This window comes from Rhodoferax sp., assembly GCF_023701345.1.
GTDB lineage: Bacteria > Pseudomonadota > Gammaproteobacteria > Burkholderiales > Burkholderiaceae_C > Rhodoferax.
Genome location: NZ_JAMPXE010000025.1, coordinates 23,197 through 30,918 on the forward strand (window position 1 = coordinate 23,197; position 7,722 = coordinate 30,918).

7 protein-coding genes are annotated in these 7,722 nt (G+C 62.3%); 6 read left to right on the forward strand and 1 reads right to left on the reverse strand.

The genetic code is table 11. The annotated features are described in order from the left end of the window. Positions 1 to 84: 84 nt before the first annotated feature. The 3 genes from NDI87_RS05505 to NDI87_RS05515 all read left to right on the forward strand — a co-directional run bounded on the left by NDI87_RS05505 (position 85) and on the right by NDI87_RS05515 (position 3,109). Positions 85 to 1,071: a tripartite tricarboxylate transporter substrate binding protein gene (locus NDI87_RS05505; protein ID WP_296273801.1), complete on the forward strand. Its 987-nt coding sequence runs from the start codon at positions 85 to 87 to the stop codon at positions 1,069 to 1,071. Between the two features lie 68 nt (positions 1,072 to 1,139). Further along, positions 1,140 to 1,610 carry a tripartite tricarboxylate transporter TctB family protein gene (locus tag NDI87_RS05510; RefSeq protein WP_296273802.1) on the forward strand — a complete coding sequence of 157 codons (471 nt, stop codon included), beginning with the start codon at positions 1,140 to 1,142 and terminating at the stop codon, positions 1,608 to 1,610. Then, the gene (locus NDI87_RS05515; RefSeq protein WP_296273803.1) at positions 1,607 to 3,109 is read left to right on the forward strand and encodes a tripartite tricarboxylate transporter permease; all 1,503 of its coding nucleotides are present in this window, start codon (positions 1,607 to 1,609) and stop codon (positions 3,107 to 3,109) included. The genes NDI87_RS05510 and NDI87_RS05515 overlap by 4 nt, the downstream gene beginning before the upstream one ends. On the opposite strand, the gene NDI87_RS05520 is transcribed toward NDI87_RS05515, so the two are convergent. Continuing rightward, positions 3,099 to 3,851, reverse strand: coding sequence for a 16S rRNA (uracil(1498)-N(3))-methyltransferase (locus tag NDI87_RS05520; protein ID WP_296273804.1), 753 nt, complete (start codon positions 3,849 to 3,851; stop codon positions 3,099 to 3,101). The genes NDI87_RS05515 and NDI87_RS05520 overlap by 11 nt on opposite strands. Between NDI87_RS05520 and NDI87_RS05525 the strand changes: the two genes are divergently transcribed. The 3 genes from NDI87_RS05525 to NDI87_RS05535 form a co-directional block, all read left to right on the forward strand. Beyond that, positions 3,850 to 5,607, forward strand: coding sequence for a sensor histidine kinase (locus NDI87_RS05525; RefSeq protein WP_296273805.1), 1,758 nt, complete (start codon positions 3,850 to 3,852; stop codon positions 5,605 to 5,607). The two genes, NDI87_RS05520 and NDI87_RS05525, sit on opposite strands and share 2 nt — an antisense overlap. Continuing rightward, entirely contained in the window at positions 5,601 to 6,317 is a 717-nt protein-coding gene (btsR, locus tag NDI87_RS05530) for a two-component system response regulator BtsR (RefSeq protein WP_296273806.1), read from the forward strand. The genes NDI87_RS05525 and btsR overlap by 7 nt, the downstream gene beginning before the upstream one ends. 201 nt (positions 6,318 to 6,518) lie before the next feature. Further along, positions 6,519 to 7,722, forward strand: a 1,204-nt coding sequence (locus NDI87_RS05535) for a carbon starvation CstA family protein (RefSeq protein WP_296273807.1), incomplete at its 3' end; no start/stop codon positions are given.

Here is a 7,722-nt window from a genome sequence, read left to right on the forward strand (position 1 = left end):
CCGCTTTTCTCTACAGTCACCCCCATGTCGCGGTTACCGAGCGGTGGTCAACGGCATTTTCAACACACTAACAGGAGATTTTTCATGCGTCTGCATCACGTTTCTTTGGCCGCTGTGGCCTGTGCCGGTTTGATGAGCCTGTCCGCACTGGCGGGCCCACTGGACAAGACCGAATGTATTGCACCCGCCAAGCCCGGCGGTGGTTTCGATTTGACCTGCAAGCTGGCGCAGACCGCCCTGCTGGAAGGCAAGTACGTGGTGGACCCGATGCGCGTGAGCTACATGCCCGGCGGCATTGGCGCCGTCGCCTACAACGCCATCGTGGCGCAGCGCCCGGATGAAAACAACACCATCGTCGCATTTTCAGGCGGCTCGCTGCTGAACCTGGCGCAGGGCAAGTTTGGCCGCTACAACGAAAACGACGTGCGCTGGCTGGCCGCTGTGGGCAGCGACTTTGGTGCGGTGATCGTGGCCGAGAACTCACCCTTCAAATCGATCAAGGACCTGGTGGCCGCCATCAAGGCCGACCCCAGCAAGGTGGTGTTTGGTGCTGGCGGCAGCGTGGGTAGCCAGGACTGGATGAAAGCGGCACTGACTGCGCGCGCCGCCGGGCTCGACCCCAAGGCCATGCGTTTCGTGGCCTTTGAAGGCGGCGGCGAAGCCATCACCGCGCTGCAGGGCGGCCATGTGCAGGTGTACTCGGGTGATGCAGCCGAGGCCGAAGAACAAATCAAGGCCGGCTCCAAGATCCGCGTGCTGGCGATCCTGGCCGACAAGCGCCAGGAAGGTTCGCTGGCTGCCGTGCCCACCATGAAAGAGCAGGGTTACGACGTGCAGTGGCCGATCATTCGTGGCTTCTTCATGGGTCCCAAGGTCAGCGATGCCGACTTCAAGGTCTGGAGCGACACCTTCGCCAAGATGATGGCCACACCGGCCTATGACAAATTGCGCGCCGAGCGCGGCATGTTCAAGTTCGCCATGACCGGCAAGGAACTGGACGCCTTCATCAAGGACCGCATGACGGCTTACCGCCAACTGGCCAAAGACTTCAACCTCAAGGTTGCCCAGTAATTTGAGCCGAATCAACTGCTGGCGCTGACAAAAAAAGCGCTGGCAGCTACTTTTTTTGAGGGGACATCATGGGTGATCGCATCTTGGGCGCGATCTGCCTGGTTATGGCTGCGGCCATGGCTTGGGCAGCGCACGGCTATGCCGCCGAAATTTCTTACGAACCGGTCGGGCCGCGCGCCTTTCCGACGCTGCTGGCCGCCATTTTGGGGCTGGTGGGCGCCTGGCTTTTAGTCAAGCGCCAGGCCCATGCTGTGGCCTCAAACACCCCGGTGCTGGCAGCCACCTCGCCACTCGACTGGAAAGCAGTGGCCATGTGCGCTGCCGCCGTCATGGTTTACGGCGCGCTTTTCCGCACACTGGGCTTCTGGCTGGCCACCACGCTGATGGCCGTGCCGGTGGGCATGGCCTTTGGCGGCACGCTGAAAAAGAGCCTGATCGGTGGCCTGGTGATGGGCCTGGGTTTCTATGTGTTGTTTGACAAACTGCTGGATGTGATTTTGCCCACCGGTGTGCTGTCGTTTCTGCTGGGAGGGCGTTGATGGATACCTTGCAACATCTGGCTGAAGGTTTTGGCGTCGCCCTGATGCCAATGAATCTGCTGGTCGCCGCCATTGGCGCGCTCATCGGCACGATTGTGGGCATGCTGCCGGGCCTGGGTCCGATCAACGGCGTGGCGCTGTTGATGCCGCTGGCTTTTGCCTTGAAGCTGCCGGCTGAAACCGCGCTGATCCTGCTCACGGCGGTCTACATCGGCTGCGAATTTGGCGGGCGCATTTCGTCCATTTTGCTCAATGTGCCGGGTGACGCGGGCGCCATCATGACCGCCATCGACGGCCACCCCATGGCCGCCAAGGGTCAGGGCGGCGTGGCGTTGTCGATTTCCGCCTGGAGCTCCTTCGTGGGCTCGACCATTGCCACCATCGGCATCGTGCTGTTCGCGCCGCTGCTGGCGCGCTGGGCGCTGGCCTTTGGCCCGGCGGAATACTTTGCGCTGATGTGTTTTGCCTTTGCCTGCATCACCGGGCTGATGGGCAACCAGCCCTTGAAAGCCGTGATGGCGGCAGTGATTGGTCTCTCGCTGTCCACCGTTGGGCTCGATTCCAACTCGGGCGTGTACCGCTTTACCGGGGACAACGTGCACTTGAGCGACGGCATCCAGTTCATTGTGGTGGTGATCGGCCTGTTTTCTGTCAGCGAAATCCTGTTGATGCTGGAGCACCAGGCCAATACCAGCGGCCTGATTCGCGCCACCGGGCGCAACCTGTTCAACCTGAAAGAAATGGCGATGACCTGGTGGTGCACCGTGCGCTCGGCGTTGATCGGTTTTGTGGTGGGCGTGCTGCCTGGTGCCGGCGCAACCATTGCCAGCGCCATGGCCTACACCGTCGAAAAACGCATGAGCGACAAGGACGGCACCTTTGGCAAGGGCGACATTCGTGGCGTCTGCGCACCCGAGGCGGCCAACAATGCCTCCGCCAATGGCTCGTTCATTCCCATGCTGACGCTGGGTGTGCCGGGCTCGGGCACCACCGCCGTGATGATCGGGGCGCTGTCGCTCTACAACATCACACCAGGCCCGGCGCTGTTCACCCAGCAACCGGCGCTGGTGTGGGGCCTGATTGCCTCCATGTTCATCGGCAACATCCTGCTGCTGCTCATCAACATCCCGCTGGTGGGCTTGTTCACCCGCATTTTGCTGGTGCCCAACTGGTTGCTGGTGCCGGGCATTCTGGCCATCAGCGCGGTGGGCGTGTATTCGGTGCACGCCACCACCTTCGATTTGATGCTAATGGGCGGGCTGGGTATTGCCGGTTATTTGCTGCGCAAGACCGGCGTGCCGATGGCGCCGCTGATCCTGGGCTTCGTGCTGGGTGATTTGATGGAGCAAAACCTACGCCGCGCCTTGTCCATCACCAACGGCGAGCTGGGTATTCTGATGGAAAGTGCCATTTCCAAGGGCCTGTGGATCGGCGTGGTGGCGATGCTGCTGGTACCGCCGCTGTACCGCCGCTGGAGTCAACTGAAAGTTAGCCGCTGATCAGCAGCGCCGCTGCGGCCGCAATGGCTGCGGTCTCCGAGCGCAGCACGCGCGGCCCCAGCGTCACCGGGGCAAAACCCTGAGCCAGCGCCGCATCTTCCTCCGCAGGGCTCAAGCCGCCTTCGGGTCCTGACAGAAATGTGATGTCTGTCGCCGTGGGATGGGCCGCTTCGCGCAACCCGACCGACTCTGGCCGTAAGGAAAACAACAGGCGCGGTGACTGCGCAGCGTCCAGCGGGGCTGGCGCCTTGAGCCACTGCGCCAGCGTCATCACCGCATGCACGCGCGGCACCCGGTTGCCGCCGCACTGCTCACAGGCCGCCACCGCCACGCTTTGCCAATGCGCCTGTTTCTTGTCGGCGCGCTCGCCGCTGAGTCGCAACACGCTGCGCTCGGTCATCAGCGGCTGGATACTGGCCACGCCCAACTCAGACGCTTTTTCCACCAACCAGTCCATGCGCTCGTTGGCCGGCATGCCGACCGCCAGGTGCACCTGCAGGGCGGCTTCGCGCTCCACCAAGGTGTGCGCGCCGACCTGCACCTGCACATGGCTGCGGCCCATCTGTGTGACGGTCGCTTCAAATTCGCCGCCGCAACTTCCTGGCACATCCGGCCCGCCATTGAACAGCGTGATCACATCACCAGGCTGCAGGCGCAGCACCTGCACGTGGCGCGCGGCGCTGGCCGGCAAGTCGAGCAGGTCACCGGGGGTCAGGGACGTGGGGCAGTAAAAACGCGGCATGATGCGCTGGATAATAGCGCCTTCACCCACCCACCCCGAACCTGACACCATGCTGGCCGAGATCAACCACATCGCCCTCATCGGTGACCTGCTGCAGCAGATGTGCGTCTATCTGGTGGTGGCCTACCTGCTGAGCAAAACGCCGCTGTTTGCGCCCCTGATGCAGGTCACCGTGCGCCTGCCCGACCGCCTGGTGTGCTATGTGGTTTTTTCCGGTTTTTGCATCATGGGCACCTACCTCGGGTTCCAGGTTGACGATGCCATCGCCAACACCAGGGCCATTGGCGCCGTGCTGGGCGGCATGCTGGGTGGCCCGCTGGTGGGACTGGCCGTGGGCCTCACGGGGGGTTTGCACCGCTATTCTCTGGGCGGTTTTTCGGCATCGGCCTGCGCCGTGTCCACCGTGGTCGAAGGGCTCATTGGTGGTGGCCTGCATTACTATTTATTGCGTCGCAACAAGGCCCACCTGGTGCTCAATCCGACGATTGCTTTCGGTACCACTTTTGTCGCGGAGTTGTGCCAGATGAGCATCATTTTGCTGCTGGCCAAGCCGACTGAACAGGCAGCGCATCTGGTGGCCCAGATTACCTTGCCCATGGTGCTCACCAATTCGTTTGGTGCCGCCCTGTTCATGCGGCTGATCCTGGATCGCCGGGAAACCCTGGAGAAATACTCGATCGCCTTTTCTGCCAAGGCGCTGCGCATTGCCGAGCGCTCCATGGGGGTGCTGGTGCAGGGCTTCAACGAGCGCAACTGCGCCCGTGTGGCCGGCATCATCCGCGAGGAAACCGGGGTCGGTGCGGTGGCCATCACCGATGCCGAGAAAGTGCTGGGGTTTGTCGGCGTGGGCGCCGACCACCACCTGCCCGGCACGCCGATCTCGTCGGCCCATACCCTGCAGGCCATCCGCCACAATGAAGTGGTTTATGCCGATGGCGCTGCCGTGCCTTATTACTGCTCGGTGACCAAAGACTGCAAGCTCGGGTCCTGCCTGGTGATTCCGCTGCGCGGGGCCGAGAACCGGGTTATTGGCACCATCAAGCTGTACGAGCCCAAAACCAAATTTTTCTCATCGCTCAACCGCACGCTGGGCGAAGGCATTGCCCGCTTGTTGTCCAACCAGTTGCTGGCCGGGCGCATCGAGGAGCAAAAACAGTTGCTCGCGCAAGCCGAGATCAAGCTGCTTCAGGCCCAGATCAACCCGCACTTTCTGTTCAATGCCCTCAACACCCTGGCGGCCGTGATCCGACGCGACCCGGAAGCGGCGCGACAACTGGTGCAATACCTGTCCACTTTTTTCCGCAAAAGCCTCAAACGCACCGGCAACGATGCCACGCTCAAGGACGAAATCGAACACGTGGATGCCTACCTGCGCATCGAGCTGGCGCGGTTTACCGACCGGCTCAACGTCAGGTTCGATGTGCCCGACGATCTGCTGGGGTTGCGGCTGCCCGCCTTCTCGTTGCAGCCGATTGTTGAAAACGCCATCAAATACGGCATCTCGCAGCTGTTGGAGCCCGGCACCGTTGTCATCAGCGCACAGCGGGCTGGTGATTTGTTGACTGTGGTGGTCGAGGACAGCGCTGGTTTGTACCAGCCCGAGCCCGGCAGCGACGGTCTGGGCATGAGCTTGGTGGACCGGCGTATCAAGCTGCGTTACGGCCCGGGCTTTGGCCTGGATGTGACGTGCCAGCCCGAGTGCTGGACCCGGGTGGCCATTCGCTTACCCGTTGAGGACGAGCGCACGCCATGCTGACCGCCCTGATCATTGACGACGAAGCGCCCTCGCGCGACGAACTGAAGGCGCTGCTGGCCGCCCATGCCGACATTGACGTGCTGGGCGAGTGCAGCAACGCGCTCGAAGGCATTGCGGCCATTCACCGGCTACGCCCCGACGTGGTGTTTCTGGACATCCAGATGCCGCGCGTCAGCGGTCTGGAGATGGTGGGCATGATTGAGGCCGCCGCCTTGCCGCACATCGTGTTTGTGACGGCGTTTGATGAACACGCGCTCAAGGCGTTTGAAGAGCACGCGGCCGACTACCTGCTCAAACCGATCGACCCGCAACGTCTGGCCAAAACCCTGGACTGGCTGCGTGCCGGCGCCCGGCCATCACAACCGGCCTATGCGCCCCTGGTTCCCGCGTTGCGGCATGTGCCCTGCATGGGGCTGAACCGCATCTTTCTGCTAACGCTCGATGAGATTGAATTTGTGCACACCGACCTGACCGGCGTGCAAGTGGTAGCCGACAAGCGCCAGGGCATCACCGAACTAACCCTCAAAATACTGCAGGAGCGGACGCCGCTGCTGCGCTGCCACCGGCAGTATCTGGTCAACATCGACCACGTTGCCGAGATTCAATTGCTGGACAACGGCAGCGCAGAAATCATCACCCGCAGCGCGCGCCGGGTACCCGTGAGCCGGCGTTACCTACGCGAGCTGAAAGACCGGCTGCTCATCGGCTGAGTTTTTTGCGCACCGCTGGGCAGCGTGAAAACGCCGCTCAATCCTACTGGCAACCACTAGCCAGATAGCGCACAAAACCGCCGCCAAACCCGCTACATTCCCGGCCCACTGCCCGGGAAAGCGGACGCCTTGCGCGACCTTGCCTCCCGGTAGCAACCAGTCCTGACGATCTCAGGGTAACAAGCAACACCAGGAGAAGACATGCATCTTGTTTCCAAACACGCCCTCTGGGCGCTATTAACGGTGATCGGGGTATTTTCCCTGGGCACCGTGGCGCTGTCCCGGGGCGAGACCATCAATTCGTTGTGGATCATCACGGCGGCGATTTCCATTTATCTGGTGGCCTACCGTTACTACAGCCTGTACATCGCCGACAAGGTGATGCAGATCGACCCGACTCGCGCCACCCCGGCGGTGCGCCACAACGACGGGCTGGATTTTGTGCCCACCAACAAATACGTACTGTTTGGCCACCACTTCGCGGCCATTGCCGGAGCCGGCCCCCTGGTGGGCCCGGTGCTGGCGGCGCACATGGGTTACCTGCCCGGCACGCTGTGGATCATCGTCGGCGTGGTGCTGGCCGGTGCGGTGCAGGACTTCATGGTGCTGTTTGTCTCGACCCGGCGCGACGGGCGCTCACTGGGTGATCTGGTCAAATCAGAGTTGGGCCTGGTGCCCGGCATGATCGCCCTGATCGGCACCTTCGTCATCATGGTGATCATTCTGGCCGTGTTGGCCCTGATCGTGGTCAAGGCGCTGGCCGAAAGCCCGTGGGGCACCTTCACCGTGGCTGCCACCATCGTGATTGCCTTGTTCATGGGGGTTTACAGCCGCTACCTGCGCCCCGGGCGCGTCGGTGAAGTCTCCGTCATCGGCCTGGTGCTGTTGATTGCCTCCATCGTTGCCGGTGGCCAGGTCGCCGAGCACGCGGTGCTGGGCCCGATGTTCACCTTCGATGCCAAGCAACTGACCTGGATGCTGATCATCTATGGCTTCATTGCCTCGGTGCTGCCGGTCTGGCTGTTGCTGGCACCGCGTGACTATTTGTCGACCTTCCTGAAAATCGGCACCATTGCCGGACTGGCATTGGCCATGGTGTTTGTCGCACCCGACCTGCGCATGCCCGCCGTGACCCAGTTCATCGATGGCACCGGCCCGGCCTGGTCAGGCAGCTTGTTCCCGTTCATCTTCATCACCATTGCCTGCGGTGCCGTGTCCGGTTTCCACGCCCTGATTTCGTCGGGCACCACGCCCAAGCTGCTCGACAGTGAAGGCAACGCCCGCATGATCGGCTACGGCGGCATGCTGATGGAATCGTTCGTGGCCATCATGGCCATGGTGACCGCCTCGGTGATCGATCCGGGCGTGTATTTCGCCATGAACAGCCCGGCGGCCATCATCGGCA